This is a genomic window from Burkholderia seminalis (genome assembly GCF_001718535.1).
In the GTDB taxonomy this organism is placed as follows: Bacteria; Pseudomonadota; Gammaproteobacteria; order Burkholderiales; family Burkholderiaceae; genus Burkholderia; species Burkholderia seminalis.
In genome coordinates this window covers 88,817-106,879 of the sequence record NZ_CP013399.1, presented here as the reverse complement: position 1 = coordinate 106,879, position 18,063 = coordinate 88,817, and the positions used below count along the sequence as shown (strand labels likewise).

General features: G+C 63.6%; 15 protein-coding genes and 1 pseudogene. 5 read left to right on the top strand and 11 right to left on the bottom strand.

Annotation, left to right across the window (positions count from 1 at the left end; genetic code table 11):
- Nucleotides 1-517: 517 nt before the first annotated feature.
- From WJ12_RS16370 to WJ12_RS16355, 4 genes are all read right to left on the bottom strand, one after another.
- Complete coding sequence (locus tag WJ12_RS16370) at nt 518-2,083, bottom strand: methyl-accepting chemotaxis protein (RefSeq protein WP_059561015.1); 1,566 nt, start codon at nt 2,081-2,083, stop codon at nt 518-520.
- A gap of 492 nt (nt 2,084-2,575) precedes the next feature.
- Nucleotides 2,576-3,007 (bottom strand): hypothetical protein, encoded by a 432-nt coding sequence (locus WJ12_RS16365; protein WP_154233844.1) that lies wholly within the window; start codon nt 3,005-3,007, stop codon nt 2,576-2,578.
- 114 nt (nt 3,008-3,121) lie between these two features.
- The gene (locus tag WJ12_RS16360; protein WP_034192150.1) at nt 3,122-4,408 is read right to left on the bottom strand and encodes an MFS transporter; all 1,287 of its coding nucleotides are present in this window, start codon (nt 4,406-4,408) and stop codon (nt 3,122-3,124) included.
- Nucleotides 4,409-4,456: 48 nt separating this feature from the next.
- A complete protein-coding gene (locus WJ12_RS16355; protein WP_059561012.1) occupies nt 4,457-5,881 on the bottom strand; it encodes a M20 family metallopeptidase in 1,425 nt (474 codons plus the stop codon).
- Between the two features lie 133 nt (nt 5,882-6,014).
- Between WJ12_RS16355 and WJ12_RS16350 the strand changes: the two genes are divergently transcribed.
- Complete coding sequence (locus tag WJ12_RS16350; RefSeq protein ID WP_059561009.1) at nt 6,015-6,911, top strand: LysR family transcriptional regulator; 897 nt, start codon at nt 6,015-6,017, stop codon at nt 6,909-6,911.
- A gap of 267 nt (nt 6,912-7,178) precedes the next feature.
- Here WJ12_RS16350 and WJ12_RS16345 read toward each other — a convergent pair whose 3' ends face one another.
- The gene (locus WJ12_RS16345; protein WP_034192147.1) at nt 7,179-8,195 is read right to left on the bottom strand and encodes a 1-aminocyclopropane-1-carboxylate deaminase; all 1,017 of its coding nucleotides are present in this window, start codon (nt 8,193-8,195) and stop codon (nt 7,179-7,181) included.
- 255 nt (nt 8,196-8,450) lie between these two features.
- Here WJ12_RS16345 and WJ12_RS16340 point away from each other — a divergent pair, with 255 nt between their 5' ends.
- Together WJ12_RS16340 and WJ12_RS16335 are read left to right on the top strand one after the other, a co-directional pair.
- On the top strand, nt 8,451-8,882 hold the full coding sequence (locus WJ12_RS16340) for an Lrp/AsnC family transcriptional regulator (protein WP_059561007.1): 432 nt from the start codon (nt 8,451-8,453) through the stop codon (nt 8,880-8,882).
- A gap of 228 nt (nt 8,883-9,110) precedes the next feature.
- Nucleotides 9,111-10,064: a universal stress protein gene (locus tag WJ12_RS16335; protein WP_059561004.1), complete on the top strand. Its 954-nt coding sequence runs from the start codon at nt 9,111-9,113 to the stop codon at nt 10,062-10,064.
- A gap of 12 nt (nt 10,065-10,076) precedes the next feature.
- Here the strand turns inward: WJ12_RS16335 and WJ12_RS16330 are convergent, their stop codons facing one another.
- The gene (locus WJ12_RS16330; RefSeq protein WP_059561002.1) at nt 10,077-12,368 is read right to left on the bottom strand and encodes a heavy metal translocating P-type ATPase; all 2,292 of its coding nucleotides are present in this window, start codon (nt 12,366-12,368) and stop codon (nt 10,077-10,079) included.
- A 228-nt stretch (nt 12,369-12,596) separates the two neighbouring features.
- Here WJ12_RS16330 and WJ12_RS16325 point away from each other — a divergent pair, with 228 nt between their 5' ends.
- Complete coding sequence (locus WJ12_RS16325; RefSeq protein ID WP_059560999.1) at nt 12,597-13,214, top strand: SNARE-associated domain-containing protein; 618 nt, start codon at nt 12,597-12,599, stop codon at nt 13,212-13,214.
- Between the two features lie 47 nt (nt 13,215-13,261).
- Here the strand turns inward: WJ12_RS16325 and WJ12_RS16320 are convergent.
- Nucleotides 13,262-14,008: pseudogene (locus WJ12_RS16320) on the bottom strand (exo-beta-N-acetylmuramidase NamZ domain-containing protein); the annotation flags it as partial.
- Nucleotides 14,009-14,297: 289 nt separating this feature from the next.
- The gene (locus WJ12_RS16315) at nt 14,298-14,774 is read right to left on the bottom strand and encodes a hypothetical protein (RefSeq protein WP_049032862.1); all 477 of its coding nucleotides are present in this window, start codon (nt 14,772-14,774) and stop codon (nt 14,298-14,300) included.
- Between the two features lie 465 nt (nt 14,775-15,239).
- On the opposite strand from WJ12_RS16315, the gene WJ12_RS16310 reads away from it, so the two are divergent.
- On the top strand, nt 15,240-15,743 hold the full coding sequence (locus WJ12_RS16310) for a lecithin retinol acyltransferase family protein (RefSeq protein ID WP_059560997.1): 504 nt from the start codon (nt 15,240-15,242) through the stop codon (nt 15,741-15,743).
- Nucleotides 15,744-15,769: 26 nt separating this feature from the next.
- Here the strand turns inward: WJ12_RS16310 and WJ12_RS16305 are convergent, their stop codons facing one another.
- Genes WJ12_RS16305 through WJ12_RS16295 form a run of 3 tightly spaced genes read right to left on the bottom strand, consistent with a single transcriptional unit; the run spans nt 15,770 to nt 18,059 of the window.
- The gene (locus tag WJ12_RS16305; RefSeq protein WP_059560995.1) at nt 15,770-15,970 is read right to left on the bottom strand and encodes a DUF2188 domain-containing protein; all 201 of its coding nucleotides are present in this window, start codon (nt 15,968-15,970) and stop codon (nt 15,770-15,772) included.
- A 45-nt stretch (nt 15,971-16,015) separates the two neighbouring features.
- A complete protein-coding gene (locus WJ12_RS16300) occupies nt 16,016-17,272 on the bottom strand; it encodes a putative glycoside hydrolase (protein ID WP_069245747.1) in 1,257 nt (418 codons plus the stop codon).
- Nucleotides 17,265-18,059 carry a polysaccharide deacetylase family protein gene (locus tag WJ12_RS16295; RefSeq protein ID WP_059560990.1) on the bottom strand — a complete coding sequence of 265 codons (795 nt, stop codon included), beginning with the start codon at nt 18,057-18,059 and terminating at the stop codon, nt 17,265-17,267. The genes WJ12_RS16300 and WJ12_RS16295 overlap by 8 nt, the downstream gene beginning before the upstream one ends.
- Nucleotides 18,060-18,063: the final 4 nt, after the last annotated feature.

Genomic DNA, 18,063 nt, shown 5'->3' with positions numbered 1-18,063 from the left:
GCGGCGGCTCGCGGCTTCCATCTGCCGATCATGCGCCGGACAGGGAGAACGGCATGCCACGCCTATCGTCCGCCGTGACCTGCATCTGCAAGCGCGCGGATGAGCCGGTTCTATCTGGTCGGCGTTCAATGGGAGAAGCCCGGGCGATCCAGGACGCGTTGACCCGACACTCCATGGACGGACGCATGCCGGACCGTGCGATGCTCGATCGAGGCTGACACGACGACATCGGGCTGCGGAACCCCCTGCCGATTCGACACGAGCAATTCGTGCGTCGACAATGGGAAGCCACGACTGCGGAGCGGGAAACACTGAGTCACGCGGGTGCGCAGGCAGACCGCCTTTCCGCGCGCTACGATTCGATCGTCGCATTGCCCGACGCGCTGTCGGGCAACATCCGGCATCAAGGGACCGGGCCATTCGTCCGCGTTCGCTTGACCGCGATTCAGCGCGACGGTGCGCCCGCATGCCGTGCTCGCGAGCGCACCGTCTCTTCCATTCGACAATACGCTCGGCTCTACAGCCCCTCACCTCGTCCAAGCTGAAACACCGACACGACCTCCACGAGTTCCCGGGACTGCTGACGCAGACTGATGGCCGCTGCCGCCGTTTGCTCGACCAACGCGGCGTTTTGCTGCGTCGTACGCTCCATCTGGCCGACGGCTTCGCCGATCTGGGCCACGCCGAGCGATTGCTCGGTGCTGGCGGCGCTGATTTCGCTCATCGTCTCGGTGACGCGACGGATCGAGTTCACGACTTCGGTCATCGCCACCCACGCGCGCTCGACTTCCGCCGAGCCTTGAGCGACGCGCCCCGCGCTCGAGCCGATCAGCTTCTTGATCTCCTTGGCCGCATCGGCCGAACGTCCGGCCAGGCTGCGCACCTCGCTGGCAACGACCGCGAAACCTCTGCCCTGCTCGCCGGCACGCGCAGCCTCGACCGCGGCATTCAAGGCCAGGATGTTCGTCTGAAAGGCAATGCTGTCGATGACACCCGTGATATCCGAGATTCGATGGGAACTGTCGTGGATGCCCTTCATGGTCGCCACAACCTGGTTGATCACTTCGCCGCATTGCGCGGTAACCGTGGACGCGTTCACGGCCAATTGATTCGCTTCGTGAGCGTTATCGGCATTCCGGGCCACCGTGGAACTCAGTTCTTCCATGGACGCGGCGGTTTGCTCGAGCGCACTGGCCTGGCTCTCCGTGCGGGAGCTGAGATCGTCGTTGCCCTGTGCGATTTCGGCACTCGCCGCCGCCAGGTTATCCGAGCCGCGGCGCACATTGGAAACCACGCGAAGAAGTGCAGCTTGCATGTCACGCAAGCTGCCGAGCAATTGGCCGAGTTCGTCCGTGCCATGAACATCGACACGAACGCTAAGGTCGCCTCTGGCCACTCGATGCGCGACGTCCGTCGCGCGCATGAGCGGCCGGGTAATACTGCTGGTGATCAGCCATCCACATACCACGCTCAGCAGCATGCCGACCACGCCGAACGCGATCATCAACGTGCGCCCGAATTGATAATTTGCGTCGATCTCGGCCGCGAGTCCGTCGATTTCCACGCGCTGGTACTTCACCAACGCGTCGACTTTGTCGACCAATTGCCGCGCGGTCGGTATGAACTGCTGTTCGAGCAACTGGTCGGCCTGCTCCGCTTTTCCTTCTTTCTTCAACGCATAGATCCGATCCCGGATAGCGAGGAAAAGCTTGCGTTGTTCGCCGATGGCAGCGAACAAGCGCTTTTCCGTGCCCGACGTCATCAGCGCCTCGATGGCCGTTTGCTTCGCCGCAGACACTTTCGATGCAGCAATGGCTTCGTCGTTGAAATAGCTGGCCAGCCCCGGATCGGCACTCTTGGCAATCGCGGTAGTACGCGTAACCGCGACACTGATTTGCCGGGACCAGTCATTGACCAGCCGCTCGGTCTGCAACGGCTTGGCGACCAGGTCGCGGGTTGCCTGGGCAACGGAAGACAAACGCATCAGTCCGATGACGATCCCGATCAACGACATCGCCAATACCAAGGCAAAACCGAGCCCCAGCCGCTTGCCGATGTTCAACTTCGAAATAACGGTCAACATACCTTTCACTCGTTCATGTTGATGAAAAATTGATGAATTCAAGACACGTGATTAATTCGGTTTACTGAGTATTTTTATTATCGTCACGCATCGAATAAACTTGAGGAAAGATGCCGTTCTGGGCGAGGTCCGCGCTTTCCCGTAGCGCCACTCCAGACGGACATATGTTCTGCCCGCGAAGCGCGGGCGCGTGCCCGGCACTTCGCGCGCATCGTCATGCCGAGTACAAGGTGTCGACTGAACCGATCTCGCCTCGGAACGAGAATCGTCGAATATCTTTCAAGCCAACTCGGCTATTCGAGGCGTTGCATCGAGTCCGCTGCCCGTCATGCGTAAAACAAGCCGACATCGCGTGTAGCGGGATACCTGGTCGCGCATGTCGTTCCTGCATACACGCGGGAATTCCGTAGCGACCGGGCCCGTTCTCCGTCATTGAAATGACTCGAATAAATCCGGAAAGCCACACTCCGAAGCAAGACCATTTTTATCGCATCAGTAAATTAATACGTGCTCGGCGATCGCCTGCTTCAACTCCTTCAAAACAAGCGTGAGAAGACGAGATACTTGCATTTCGACCCCGTCGCCCTCGACGGTAACGAGAGCACTCACCCTGTTTCCTTCGATGCTGCCGAGCCAGTCGAGGTCTTGCGGACGTGTCGACCACAATAGCAACGGCACGCCTCGCGGCAATTGACTCAACCGGTCATCCCCACTCGTCTTGGACGCATTGGACATGCTGCCCGACATCAGCGACTCGCTCCATGCACGGTGTGCATCAGCGGGATCGTCAATCTGGAGAAGCGCCACCTCCGGCACCGCCGTCAAGGAGGCTACGGTCGCTGAAACCGCGGCCACGCCAGGGCTTGGATCAACGACGACACACACGCGGGCCCGCTCCGAAGGTGGCAACAGCCAATTCCACATCGAGGCCTCCAACGATACCGTGTCCAGTTTCCTTGCACTCATTCCGACCTCGCCTCGCATTTCATCGAAACAGTCTCGGACCGCATCCGGTGAAGCAATCGCTCGATGCGCTGCCTATCGAAGATTCAACATCGATCGGCATCCCCGCAATGCACTCAAACTCAGCACGCCGAGCAGCATCAGGTAAAACGCCGGCGATGCCAAATTGCCTGTCTGATGTATCAACGATGCGACGATCAGCGGCGCGAAGCCGCCAAACAGCGTGACGCCGATGTTGTAGCTGATAGCCATACCGGTCGCCCGGGTTCCTGTCGGAAATACTTCCGACATCAACGCGGGTAGTGCGCCAAAATAGACCGCCTTCAGCGTCCCGATCCAGGCCATCATCGCAATGAGCCTTCCCAGATCGGGATGCGCCCCAAGCAATTTGAAGACCGGATAAATGGTCAAGATAAATGCTGTCCCGGCCCAGGTCATCAGTCTAACGCGGCCGATCTTGTCCGAAAGATAGCCAACGAACGGCGTGACGAACGTCAGGATGCCGCCGGTCAACATCGTTGCGATGAAGCCGAAACTGGCAGGCAGATGAAGCTCGCGTACCGCGTAGGTCGGAATATAAAGAATGACGTAACTGGCGCCAGTGGAAAGGACGAGCGTACCGATCGCCAACAACATTCTGGTTTTCTGATTGACGAACACCTCCCTCACCGGGAACGATTCGGGCCTTTCATGCCTTGCGCCATCGCTCTCATGCACGTGCTTTCGCAAGTACAGACCGACGGGACCGATCAGCACGCCAAAGAGAAACGGCACGCGCCAACCCCATGAGTCGATCGCGTCTCCATCCAGGGTCAAGGTGAGGAGAACACCAAAACCGGCCGCGAGCATGTAGCTCAATCCCTGACTCGCGAACTGGAAGCTGGCGAACAATCCCTTGCGTTCGGGACACTGCTCCACCAGAAAGGCCGTTGTACTGCCAAATTCGCCGCCCGCGGAAAAACCCTGAAGCAATCGAGCGCAGATCACCAGGATCGGTGCGGTCACCCCGATCGACTCGTAACTCGGCGTCAGTGCGATCGTCGTCGTGCCGACCATCATCGTAACAATCGAAACCATCATCGATGCCTTGCGACCGCGACGATCCGCATACGAACCCAGCACGAGCGCGCCGATCGGCCTGGCCAAATACGAGATCGCGAATGTCCCGAAGGTCAGAAGCAGGGATACCCCACTGCTCGACGCCGGAAAGAAAGCCTTTGAAATCGAGATGGCGAAGAATCCGTAAATCAGTATGTCGAACCACTCCAACGCATTGCCGACGGTTGCGGCAGACACCAGTCGAAAAACGTTTGGCGCTCGTTCCCTTGCCGGCGCGGCATCCACCATTTCCATCGTACGCATCTCATTCTCCGTTAACTTACGATAACAAGTGCATTAAAAATGGGCGTCTTATGCCCGGTCAACACGTGCTCCTTCCCTGCGTCGATCTCGGACAGCGGATGCCGACTCCCCGAGATCCCAGAATATGCCGGCCATGATCTGCAGCGCCTCACGAGCGACGCTTCCAAGCAGGTGTTCGTTCGGGGCATGCTGGGAGCAGGCTCCGTACGAGTGCGGAATCCAGATCGTTGGAAGGCCCAGAACCTCGGAAAAGACGTCGTTTGGCAGAGACCCGCCAAGATTGGGAAGCAAATCGGGATGCTTTCCCGTCGTCTGCTCGATTGAATCGAGCGCCCATGCGACCCATGGATCTTCCGGCGGCAGACGCGTGGCGCCCATCCGCTCGCCGATCGCAACCTCGACCCTGTCGAAGCCGCACGCGTCGAGGCGACGCCGTAGAACTTCTTCGATACGCTCGCAATCCGTACCGACGACGTATCGGAGTTGGCAATGCGCATGCGCAACGGGAGGAATCGCCCCGATCGGGCTGGTCGGGTTACCGGTGGTGAAGGCCAGTACCTCAAGGGCGTTCCATGCATAGACACGCTCTTGAGCCGTCAAGCCAGGTTCTCCCCAATGACCGTCGACCTGAGGATCGTTGGGACCGCCGCCGACGGCAATATTCTTCAGCGCCGTTCGTACCGCAACCGGAATAGGCTTCGGCAACAGCGCGTCGACGAGGATCCGCCCACGCCCGTCGACGAGCGATGAAATTGCGTTGGCGAGTACGGTTCCGGCATTGCTGAGCGCCCCTCCCCAATTTCCGGAATGATGGGCGCCCGAACGGAGCCGGACGGAAAGCGTGAAGTTGACGAATCCGCGAGACCCAAGAAAAACACACGGGACATTCGATCTGGCCCGGGGGCCGTCCGAAGCGATCAGAAGGTCGGCCGCGAGAAGGTTCTTGTGCTGCTCGCACACCGTGCGTAGCCCAGGCGATCCTGTCTCTTCCCCCATCTCGAGCAGCAGCGTCGCATTGAAACCCAGACGTCGATTCCTGGCCTCTATGACTTGCTCCAACGCGGCCAGGTTGATGGTGTGTTGCCCTTTGTTGTCCGCCGTGCCCCGCCCAAACCACCGGTCTCCTTCAACCGTAATGTTCCATGGCGACATCTGGTCCATCCACTGTCCGTCATAACCACGAACGACATCACCGTGCCCGTACATCAGCATCGTCGGAAGGGAGGGATCCTCGATACGCGTCGCAATCAAAAACGGCGCATGCCCTTCAACGGGGTTTTCGACAATACGCGACTCAAAACCAATACGGCCAATCGACGGGGAAATCTCGTCGACGAGGTATGCTCGAAGCTCGTTCAATCTTCCGGAATCCTGACTTTCCGTCATCATGTGGACGCGACGCGCGAGATCTTTCAGGAATCCACCCGAATCGAAATAGTTTGTGGCAGAGTCGATTGCTTGGCGGCGCGTCATCGTGATCCTCGCGTGTATCGTGGAAGAGCGGTGTGTCAACCCTGATGAGTCAAGCGTACGGAACCAAAATGCGCACTACAATTGACTTTTTCGCCTGCCCCGCTTTCCGATAACGCAAACTTGGCGGCCCGTCATGCACAACGCTGCACTCCGATACTTCCTTGCCGTTGCAAACACCGGTTCGCTGAGCGAGGCGTCCGACAAGTTGCACGTTTCGATCTCGGCGATCAGCCGCCAGATCACGAAGCTCGAGGAGGAGATCGGCTGCCCGCTTTTCGAGCGTCAGGCGCGTGGCATGGTCCCCAACAAGGCCGGGGAGCTGCTGGCCGCGCATGTCCGGAGAACCCTGCTCGAAGGTCAGCAGGTGATCGAGGAGATCAAGGCGCTGAACTCATTCGATCGAAGCACCATCCGCGTCTCGGCGTCGGAAGCGTTTGCCCGGGATGTTCTCCCTCGCGCCATCACGCAATTCCTGGAAAGGTCACCCGGTACCTGTTTCGAGGTGGCAGTGACTGCGCCTGGCGATGTGACGGCACACGTACGGAGTGGCGAAGCGGATATCGGTCTGACCTTCGGTGTCGTACGAGAGCCGGAGATCAACGTCGAGTACACGCAAAGCGCGCCCATTTGCGCCGTCGTGCCCCGCACTCACGCGCTGGCCGGGCGCGCGACCGTGTCGATGGCCGAGTTGCGGAATTTCCCGATTGCCCTGCTGGACCGCGGCACGACGATCCGCCAACTTTTCGATACGACCGCCAGCCTCGAGAATCTGCTCTTTGAGCCCGTTCTGACCTGCAACAACTCGAGCACGCTGTATGCGTTCACTCAAATGTCCGGTGTGGTGTCGCTGACTAGCCGCATGACGGTGCAGGCACGTCTGGCGGCGGACGGCCTGGTAGCAATTCCGATCGATCATCCGGGGATGTCGTTACGCGCGATCCAGATCCAGACGCTGGCCGGACGCGTGTTGTCCACCGTATTGACGGACTTCGTTGGCGAATTGATCAAGCAGTTGCATACGGCCGAGTAGATACGCGGCGGCTTCGTACCGGCTCGTCGCCACCAAGTGCCGGCATGTCACGAACCGCGGCCGATCAAGAGAACACGAACCTGGGCAGGCCCTTTTGGCGTCTGCCCAGGGACGCGTCTTTCCTTTGGTTACCTTTCCTCGGAAGACAAGGAAAAGTGACCGCCGCCCCGCGTAGGGGCGACGCGAATAGACCGTCAGTCGGTAGACCGAATTGTCTGTATGTCCATCGCTTCCGACTCCATCTTGCAGCCGGAACGCAGCCAAGCCTTAACCGTTCTTGAACAAGAAGCTGTAGGCGTTCAGTGCGGGGACGCCGCCGAGGTGCGCATACAAAACCCGGGACCCTTCCGGAAACTCGCCCCGGCGCACCTTATCGATCATCCCGTGCATCGACTTGCCTTCATAAACCGGGTCGGTCAACATCCCCTCGGTCTTCGCGCTCAGTCGAATCGCTTCGAGCGTACCTTCCGACGGGAGGCCGTATTCGGGGCCCCCGTAGCGCGTGTCCAGCACCACATCCGCGTCCTTGATCGGCCGATCGAGTTCCACGAGGTCGGCGGTTTGGCGTGCGATGCGTAGAATCTGCTCGCGCGTCTGCTCGGGTTTGGCCGACGCATCGATCCCGATCACGCGATCCGCGCGTCCGTCCGCCGCGAACCCGACGACCATGCCGGCCTGCGTACTGCCGGTCACCGAACAAACGACGATGTAATCGAACTTGAATCCGAGTTCAGCTTCCTGGGCGCGAACTTCCTCCGCGAAACCGACAAACCCCAGGCCGCCGAGCCGATGCTCGGAACAACCAGCGGGGATCGGATACGGCTTCCCTCCCGCCTTGCGAACGCTCTCCATTGCGTCTTCCCAGCTGGGACGAATGCCGATGTCAAAACCGTCGCTGACCAGCCGAACGTCAGCGCCCATCATGCGAGACATCTGAATATTGCCGACGCGGTCATACACGGCGTCCGAGTAGTTGACCCAATTTTCCTGAACCAGCACGCATTTCAGCCCAAGATGAGCCGCGACTGCCGCGACCTGACGCGTCTGGTTCGACTGGATGCCGCCGATCGATACCAGCGTGTCGGCTCCGCTCGCCAGAACGTCCGGAACGATGTACTCGAGCTTCCGCGTCTTGTTGCCGCCGAACGCCAGACCGCTGTTGCAGTCTTCGCGTTTCGCATAGAGATGAACCTTGCCACCCAGCTCGGTGCTGAGACGGCGCAACTCATGGATGGGGGTGGGGCCGAAGGTCAGCTTGTGGCGAGGAAAGCGATCGAGGTTCACGGAAGTTCTCCGAAAGATGGGTCGGTGGGTTCCGACGCCTGATGTCGTCAGGGCGACCGGGCACGATGAAATTCTAGTTAATTGACCACGAAACGTGCTTGCAAACATGCGTTCGTTGTCGTGCATTGAAATGCAATTTCCGCCATCCGTACGAATGGTTATTTTTTTGAATCGATGAAATAGACAACAAAATTTCTCGACAAATCTCACCCCGATGACGCGAGCCGCGTCGCGCTTGACCGTACGGACAAAGCGATCCTGCGAGCCCTTCAGAAGGACGTATCGATCTCGAACGTTGCGCTGGCGGCGAAGGTGAATTTGAGCGCGCCGGCCTGTCTGCGCCGCGTGGAACGGCTCAAGAGTCTGGGTTTGATCCGAGGAATCGTCGCGTTGCTCAACGCTCCTGCCCTCGACACAGGCATGGTCGTCCTCATCGGCGTCGTGCTGGATCGGCCGACTCCCGAATCCTTTTCCGCGTTTGAAAAAGCGGCCCAGAACGTATCCGGATGCGTGGAATGCCACGTGGTGACCGGCGAGTTCGACTACTTCATGGTGCTGTGCACCCGCGGTAGCGAACGCTTCAACCGACTCCATGCCGAGCAGCTTCTTTATCTTCCCGGCCTGTGTCAGATTCGGACTTTCACGGTGCTCAAACCGGTTTTTCCTTCGACCCGGATCGCTATATAGCGGACGACAGCGAACACGGCATCAGACCGGGCCGCCTGTTGATACAGCGAGCCATTCCGTTTTCGGAACATGACTTGCCGAGGAACAAAAATACGTGCGGTCGAAAACAATGTGATTCATGTTTCCTTCTGCCCGCAAAACCTTGGCTTGACGAAGGTCAAACCCGTGAAGACCGCCCGTGCGAAAAATTGCATATGCACGATCGCCGGTTGCCCGCGGGAGACATTCATGAGCACCAGCACTTCCCCCTTCCACGCGGTACCCGCTCTCCAGCGGGTGCTGATCGCCGTCGACGGTTCGACGGCATCCGCTCACGCGCTCGCGTATGCCAAAGCGTTCCTCCCGTCGAATGCAGCGGTGCACATCATTAGCGTTGCGGAAAATCCGAGAACGCTCGTCCCGCTCGGATCGAAAACCATGGCGTTCCTCGAATCCGCGCGCGCCGAGTTGCTGGGGGATGCATCTGATACGGTGTCGCGCGCCAAAGCCGCAATGGATCGCGGCGACCTCGTCGTCGACACGGAAGTCATCGACCTCGCCACGCGTGGCGGGGATGTCGTGGATGCGTTGGCCGACAGCGCACAAGCCTGGCAGGCCGACCTCCTGATCGTCGGCACACGTCAGCATCACGGCCTGCTCGGCTGGATCGAAGGCACGGTTTCCGGCCCGCTCGGCAAGCTCGTCGGCTGCCCGCTGCTGATCGTTCCGGACGGTTTCGCGTCGGTTGCCGAGCACCTGCCGCGGCGGATGGTGTTCGCCGTCGACGGAAGCGCGATTGCGTTCCACGCATTGCGAACGGGGTTGAAATTCTCGCGACCCGACACCGAATGTCGAGCGATCTACGTGCTCGATCGCCCGACATCGCTGGGTGATTTCGTCCCCGTCGAGACGCTGGAAGGCGCGTTGATCAGCGAAGGCAATCACGTACTGAAAAAGGCCATGACCCTGCTCGACGGCCCACCCGCCGGGCGCGCGCAGTCGCAACTGATTCGAACGGATCGCACCGGTGCCGACGTGCCTCACCTGATCGTGCAAGACGCGCTCGAATGGCATGCGGACCTGATCGTCCTGGGCACCCATGGGCGGCGCGGCGTCACGGGCTGGCTCGTCGGCAGCGTGGCCGGACGCGTTGCACGCATCGCGAAAACGCCGGTTCTTCTGGTGAGTGCGCCGCATGCGTGATGCGTTTCGCCGTCACGCATCCGCTCCGACGGCGTGGAACAGCTCCTCCTCCTGGGCGCAATGCAGGCGCACGATCGCTTCCAGTCCGTACAACAGGCGCTGTATCGCCTGCACCTGCATGGCGTTCGTGCCGTCGCGCGGCAGGTCCGCGACCATCTGCCTGAGCGATCGGACCATCTTGAAGATTTCCCGGTGCGCACCGCTCATCGCAGCCAGCGGGTCCTCGCCGCCGAGAAGCGGGGCAAGGCGCGCGTAGACGTCCCGATCGTCGGCGCGTTCGTGCGGCAGCAGCCGTTCGTCGAGCGAGTCGATCATCTGGACCAGCTCGCTGGCGATGGCGGCCCCGGATAGTCGCGGCAAGCGATCCGCGAGATCCCTGATCTGGTCCAGCAACGGTGACAATGCCGTGTGCTCGCGCCTGAGCCGCTCGACGTCGGCATCGTCGAGCCGGGCGTTCGTCGGCCTCGGGCGAACCAGCGACACGCGCAACGCATTGACGATGACGACGACGTCGATGACTTCCTGAATCACCGCGCCTGCAATCGGCTGCAGGAATCCGGCCGCCGCAACCGTCATCGCGACGACCGACAGCGACATGCCGGCCACCACGCTCTCGAGTGCGATTCGGCGCGACCGTCGTGCGATACGGATCGCATCCACGAGTCGGTCCAGCCGATCGACCAGCAGGACCACGTCGGCCGCTTCGGATGACGCGGCCGCCCCCCGCGCCCCCATCGCGATACCGACGTCGGCGGCCGCCAGCGCCGGTGCGTCGTTCACGCCGTCGCCGACCATGATCGTCACGCCCTCCTTGCGCGCGGCCTGAATCGCGACGAGCTTGTCCGTCGGCGTCTGCTCGGCACGCACGTCGGTGACACCCAGCAACTCGCCGACGGCGTGGGCGATGTCCCGCCGGTCGCCGGTGAGCATGACGAGGCGCTCGACGCCTTCTCGTTTCAACAGCCGCAACGCCCGCGGCGTTTCCAGCCGCACCTGGTCGGCCATCTGGATCGCGCCAATCATGATGCCGTCGACGCCGACGAACACGGCAGCCCCGCCCTCGTTGCCGACCCGCTTGAGGAATGCGTCGCTCCACGGCGCGATCGTCGAACAGGCGGACACATACCCGAACTTGCCGATCGCGACGGTCCGGTTGCCGACCCGGCCCGTCACGCCCTCGCCCGCCGTTTCCACGACGACCGACGGCGGCGACAGATCGATCCGGCGTTCCCGTGCGGCAACCGTCAGCGCATCCGAAATCACGTGCCCCGAAGCCTGGCCCAATGACGCCGCGAAACGCAGCACCTCGACCGCCCCGACGTCCGTCTCGCATTCGATCGCCACGATGCGGGCCCGCCCTCCCGTCAGCGTCCCGGTCTTGTCGAAGAACAGGATCGTCGCTTGCGCGAGGCGTTCCAGCGCGCCCCCGCCCTTGACCAGGATGCCGCGCTTCGAACAACGCGACATGCCCGACACGATGGCGACCGGGACGGCGAGGATCAACGGACAAGGCGTGGCCACGACGAGCACGGCGAGCGCACGGGTGACGTCCCCGGTCAGTACCCAGGCGATGCCGGCGACGAGCAGCGACGCGAGCACGAAGAAGGCGGCATATCGATCCGCGAGGCGCACGGACGGACTGCGCTCGCGCTGCGCGCGGGCGACCATGCGGACGATACCGGCAAACGTGCTGTCGCCCGCCGTCGTGCGGGCAACCATGTCGAACGGCGCACCGGCGTTGACCGCGCCGCTGCATGCGTTTTCCCCCGAGCGCCGCCGCTGGATGGACGACTCGCCCGTCAGCATGGATTCGTCGAGTTCCGCGTCATCCGTCAACGTGCCGTCGACCGGCACGCATTCGCCGCTTCGTACGAGCAACCTGTCACCGGGAACGAGGGTCTCGACGGCAACGGAACGCCATTCGCCGTTCTCGAACCGGGTTGCCTGCCGAGGCGCGCGAGCGAGCAGCGCGGTCATCTCGCGTTGCGCGCGGTCTTGCGCATACCGCTCCAGCGTCCGGCCGCTTGCCAGCATCAAGGCAATGACCGCGGCAGTCAGGGTCTCGTCGAGCGCGATCGCCAGACCGATCGCGAGCCACGCGAGCACATCGATGCCGGCTTGCCGCCTCGCCACGGCCCTGCCAACGGATACCGTCAACGCGAACAAGACCGGCAGCGCACCCAGCAGCCAGACGACGCGCGCGAACGAAGGCAGGCCGAACGCGATGCACGCGCCTCCTGCAGCGAGCGTGACGGCCGCCAGAATCAGCAACGCAAGATCGATCGACCAGGGAATGCGCGACATGACGATTGTTCCGATCGCCGTGCATGGAGGCGTTCACTGCATCCTGTTCCGGTTGCAGACGGCGTGACATCAGTCTAGGGAGCGCCGCGGTTCGACCGTTGACATGGGTCAGCACGATGCGCGTCCCGCGACATGCCGGCACGGCGCGTTGCTTGACGTGAGTCAAGCCGCCGGCCCCTTTCGTCAGCAAAATTGAACCGGGACACCGGATGGCCTGGAATCGAAATCGTGCTGACGCTGGCTATACTTTTTCTGCTGATTCTTCTGCTGAATCTCATGCCTGCGTTCGCCCCGCCTACCTGGATGGCGATGTCGTGGGTCGGGTTCAACCTGCCGGACGGCAATCCGTTGATCTTTGCCATCGTGGCGGCCGGCGCGGCAACGACCGGCCGCGTGATTCTGGCGACCTTCGCACGATCGCTTGTCCGCTCCCGCTGGATGCGGGAATCGGATCGCGAGAATATCGACGTCGCCGCACGCTGGCTGAGAAGGCACCGAACGCTCACCACCGGCGCGTTCTTCTTCTATGCGTTGAGCCCGCTTCCGTCGAACTATCTGTTCATTGCGTACGGACTGTCCGGGTTGCCGCTCAGGATCATCGCGGCGGCCTTCTTCGTCGGCCGCGCGACGACCTATGCGATCTGGGCGCATCTCGGCCGCTTCGCGTCGACCCGGCTCGACGTGGAATCCGAACTTGAAGGCACTTATCTCGGCGGATACTTCGTCGTCACGCAACTGGTGTTGCTGGGTCTCGTGTTCGTGTTGATGAAGCTCGACTGGCGCGCGCTTTTCAACGAACACCGGTTGACGTTTCGGCGCGGCCATCGCCCGCGCAGCTCCGGTTGACATCGCAGGCAGACTTGCCTGCCCATGCCGCGGCAGGCGTTCCTGCCTCAATACAGCAGGAACGACGCCCGCTCGCGCGCGAAAGCGGCGTTTTGCGCCTCGACCACGCGTTCCATCTCGTCGAGCGACCGCCCCGTCTCCAGCATGTCCGCCACCTCGCGCGAGCCGATCGATGCGCGGATCGCGTCGATCCGGAACTGCGCCGGGTAACGCCGGTGCAGCGCCAGCGCGAGTGCCAGCCCGATCACGCCCGGCCGTGCCGGGCCCTGCGGCCGTTCGATGCGCACGCCTTCGCCTATCCTGCCGCGATGCGGCCCCTCCGTCGGCACGAAGCGTACTGGCGAGAACGTCGCGTCCAGCCGCATCGCGCGAAGATCGTCGGTGAGGACGCGCCCATCGATCCACGGCGCGCCGACCACGCCGAACGGTGTCGCGGTGCCACGCCCGACGCTGACCGCCGCCCCTTCGACGAGCCCTGTCTCCGGGTAGAGCGACAGCGCGGCGTCATCGCGCAGGTTCGGCGATGGCGGCACCCGGCCGAGCCCGGTGTCGTCGAAGCGCATCGCACGGGCGTAGTTTGCCATCGGCACCACGGTCAGTGCCGCGCCGGTATGCAGGCGGTCGTTGAACAGCCGCGCCAGTTCGCCGAGCGTCATGCCGGGCTGAAGCGGCAACGGGAAGTACCCGGTGAACGTGGCCGGCCCGGCATCGGCCACGGGGCCGCCGAACGTATCGCCGCCCAGCGGGTCCGAGCGGTCGAGCACAAGCACCGGGCGATGCGCGGCGGCGCCCGTCACGACGACCGCACCGGCAAGACGGCCGTCGGCGATCTCGGCGGCGATCGCCTCGTCGATCGTCGCGGCCGTGCCGGATTCCGCCCGCACATCGGCCGGGGCAAGCGCGAACAGCAGCGCGCCGGTCAGCGCGGCGGCGCAGCGGGACCGTAGCGATCGAGCCGGTTTCACCGCATCCATTTCTTCGTGCCGACGAAATCGGCGCTACCGCGTTCGGCACCGAAATCCGCGACGCCGACGGCGCGCACGCCGCGCATTGCCGCTTCGCCGGTCGCGATCGAAAGTACAGCTAGCGCGCTGGTTGCTGCTGCGATCCGGCACACCCGCTACACAGACGCATCGCCCCTTGCCGTTCGGGGTCGTGCCAGTAGAAGCGCACGTCGACGGCGCCGCGCGCCGGTACGACGACGTGCCGCACCTCCTGAACGCCCCGGTCGTGCGCGGACACCGTATATCGCCCCGGCGGCACGCGGGCGAACAGGAACGGCCCGCTCGTATGCGCGTCGAGCATCGTCGACTTGCCGGACGACAGCGTGACGTCGACATCGGAAAGATAATGGCCCCGCTTCGAGGCGAACGTGATCCGCAGGTTGTATCGCGGTGCGACGTCGCGAAACGCGGCGACCTCGTCCTGACCGATGCCGCCGGTGACATAAGCGACGCCGTTGCGCACGATCGGCTCGGGCGACGTTTCAGCCAGCGCGTTCGCCACGAGATTCAGCAGGCAGGCTGCCAGCAGCAGCCACTTCACGGTTCCGGTCCACATCTTCACTCTCCTGATCGAGCACGCAGGGCTGCCATGCCGCCCGTCCGGTCGCGGAACGGGGCGCGTGCGGTGACGTCGCTCGGGCGAGCCGACGACGCTGTCAGCGTCGCGCGGAACGTCGATTTCCCGTTGACTCAAGTCAAGGGCATGCCTGTCGAGACCGGGTGCGCGGGACGGGCCGCGCGAGACGGCCGTCGCGCCCGACCCGCCCGAAGGCGCGGCCGGCCCGAAAACACGGGGAAACAGCATGCGGACGGCGCAATCGTCCGTGACGGCTGTCAGCCGATATTGCACGGCTCGTCGGAAATTTCCGACACGGCGGCCCGACGTCGGACAGCAAGCTCAGGCCACGCTGATTGTTCCGCGCGGTGCCGCTGCCGATACTGGAAACGTGACAGGACGCAATGCTTTCGCGGCCGGCGCCTGGTTCTTCCACCCCGCCGCCGCAGGACCGAGGAGCTGGCGATGATGGATCCGACCGCAGCACACGCCGACGACGCCATGCCGGATGGCGAACCACCGGTCGGGGCGCACCTCGCGACCCGCCGCCCCGGTTACGTGCATCACGGGATCTACATCGGCGACGGCAACGTGATTCATTACGCGGGATGGTCGCGCCGTGCGAGCGGCGGCCCGGTCGAGGTCGTCACGCTGGACGGCTTCCGGGCCGGTTTCGGGCTCGCGGTCATCCGCCACGCGCGCACGCTGTACGACGGAACGGAGGTAGCGCGCCGCGCGGCATCGCGCCTCGGCGAATGCCGCTACCGGCTGCTCACGAACAACTGCGAGCACTTCTGCCTGTGGTGCCTGTTCGGTGTGGGGAGAAGCGAGCAGGTCGCGTCGTGCCTGCGCAACCCGGTGCACGGCATCGCGGTCGCCGTCATGCTCGCCGCTTGCGTGCTGGCCGCGCGGTGGCATCCGGCGATGACCGCGCGCGAATGTCCGGTGCGGTGTACGGCCCAGTTTTGACGGCATGGCGGTCGTGCAGCCACGCGTCACGTTGACCCGCGCGAGCGCCCGCGCAAGTTGGCGCGCGTATCCTCCCAACGCTTCGCCTGCGCGATCGCGATGCGGATCGCGCTGCCCTCGGTCCGCCCCTGTCGCAGCAGCGCATTGGCCATCTCGATCGCCTTGCGGCGAACCGGCGGCGGCAGATACCGCATCGAAGGCGGATAACGTTCGTCATTCCACGGCATGATCGATTCGTCTCTCGCACGTTCGCGCCGCCATGCCCGTGCCGCTCAGCGCGGCAACGCGGCAGGATCGTAGCGATTGCGCGGGTTCCACAGCATCCAGCCGTCCGTGCCCGCCGCGTCGGCCGCGTCGACCTGTGCGCGGATCTCGTCGGCATCGAACGGCCGGCGATCGAACGCATAGTCGCGAAACGCCTGGAGCCACGGCCGAAACCGGACACCGCCCAGGCCGGTCCGGCGCTTCGCCTCGGCCAGCGACCGCGCAACGATCTCGCCGGGATGCTCGGTCGGCTTCCGGCAGCCGGGCAGGCCCCACGTAAAGCCGGACGGATACAGCATCGGCGACACATAGTCGACGACCGGTCCGAGCGCGTCGAGCCGCTGCCCGATCGCGGTGTCGTCGGCGTTCCAGCAGACGTACCCGAAGATGTCGGCCGACACGTAGAGGTTGTACGGCCGCAGCCGTTCGCGCGCGCCGGTCAGGAATCCGGTGATCGCCGCGACCCGGTTGGCCTCGGTATTGGGCTCGGCGAACCGGAGACCGTTGGCGTCGGGGAAACGCAGGTAGTCGAACTGGATTTCGTCGAAACCCATGCGGGCAGCCTCCTCGGCGATATCGTAATTGTGTTGCCAGGCCGCCCGCGACGTCGGGTCGATCCAGCGCTGATGCTCGCGGTCCTGCCAGATCCCGCCCGCCGCGTCGCGCACGGCCCACTCGGGATGCGCGCGCGCCAGCGGGTCGTCCTTGAACACGACGATGCGGCCGATCACGTAAAGACCGCGCGCGTGGAACGTCCGCAACAGGTCCGGCAGATCGGGCGGACGAACGATGGCACCTTCGGTATTGCTCGCGGCACCGGAGATGTCGCGCGCCTGGCTGCGATAGGGCGTCACGCCGCTGTCGCCCTTCACGTCGACGACGAGCGCGTTGATCGCCGTCTCGTCCTGCAGGGACAGCGCCGCGTCGCGCAGCGTGTGGTCCGCCACGCCGTAGGCGGACAGATACACGGCTTTCGGACGCACCGGCGTCATCCGGATCGTCTGCGTGCCCTCGGCGGGCGCGAGCGTCACTTCGGTTCGCGCGTAGCCGGGCGCCCGCACGCTCACGCGTGTCCCCGCCGCGTCGATCTCCAGTGACAACGCGCCGTCGCGATCGGCGGTCTGGTTCGCGCCCGCCGCATGGCCGATCGCGCCCGCAAGCGGCTGCCCGTTCGTGGCATCGACGACGGTGATCGTGACGGGCGCCGCCCGGGCGGCGAAGCCGGTGAGCGATACGAGCAGGCAGACGATCAAGCGTTCAATCACGGCTTCCCCCGGCGGTTCTCAACAATCCGTTCATGCACCGTGTGTCGCAGTCGTCCGTCATCAGATAGCGCGGCAACGCCATTGCCGGGTCGGTGACGCGCACGGGGCGCGCGTCGAGCGTGAACGCCGCGACGTAGCCTTCACGGGCGGCCAACTGGTCGGTCTGCGCATCATGGACGCCGAACGGCCAGGCCAGCAGCCTCACCGGCTTACCGGTTTCCGACTCGAGTCGATCTCGTGACCGGCTCAACTGGAACGACACGAAGCGCCGGTAGTCGTCCGGCGTGAGCCGGGCGTGCTCGGTGTGGAAATTCGGATGCCAGTACGTATGGGACTCGATGTCGAACCCGTCGGCCTGCCCGAGCGTGCGCAGCTGGTCCCATGTCATCGCGTAGCTGGCGTTGGAGATGGCGGACGGATAGATGAACAGCGTGACCGGCATCGGACGGGCGGCCAGCAACGGACGCAGCACGTCGTAGACGGAGCGATGACCGTCGTCGACCGTGATCGCGACCGCACGCGCCGGCACGGCATCGGCCTGGCCGCCGTGCCAGCGCACGACGTCGGCAAGCGGCACGATGCGGTAGCCGTTCGCGTCGATTGCCTGCAGCTGATGGCGAAAGGTTTCGGTACGCACCGTCATCGAATCCAGGCGCGTGGCGGCGAACCGGTGATAGACGAGGATCAGCACGCGCGGCGGTGGCGAGTCGACGGTTGCGACGTCGGCGGACGACACCGCCGACACGCACGACAGCAGGAGCAGGCAGGCGATCGAGCGAACGGCCATGGCG